Genomic DNA, 248 nt, shown 5'->3' on the forward strand with positions numbered 1-248 from the left:
AGGGCCGCCACCGTGGGCTGGTTGATCAACTGGCGCAGCAGGTCACTCCAGGGCAACTGCCGGGCCTGGGGCAAGGCTTCACGCAGGCGGCCCACCACCTGGGCCACCAGCAGCGAGTCGCCGCCAAGCTCGAAGAAGCCCTGGTCACGGCCCACCGCCGGCACCCGCAACAGGGTCTGCCAGACCTCGGCAATGCTGCGTTCCAGCTCATCCACGGGCGCCGCGCCGCTGCTGGCCTGCTGCTCGGG

The 248-nt window shown here is 71.4% G+C and carries 1 protein-coding gene; it reads right to left on the minus strand.

Annotated elements, in window-relative coordinates:
• Positions 1-248, minus strand: a 248-nt coding sequence (locus tag F6S12_RS33465; RefSeq protein WP_315870077.1) for a phosphopantetheine-binding protein, incomplete at both ends; no start/stop codon positions are given.

It is taken from the genome of Pseudomonas sp. JV245A, from assembly GCF_032424515.1.
Classification (GTDB): domain Bacteria; phylum Pseudomonadota; class Gammaproteobacteria; order Pseudomonadales; family Pseudomonadaceae; genus Aquipseudomonas; species Aquipseudomonas protegens.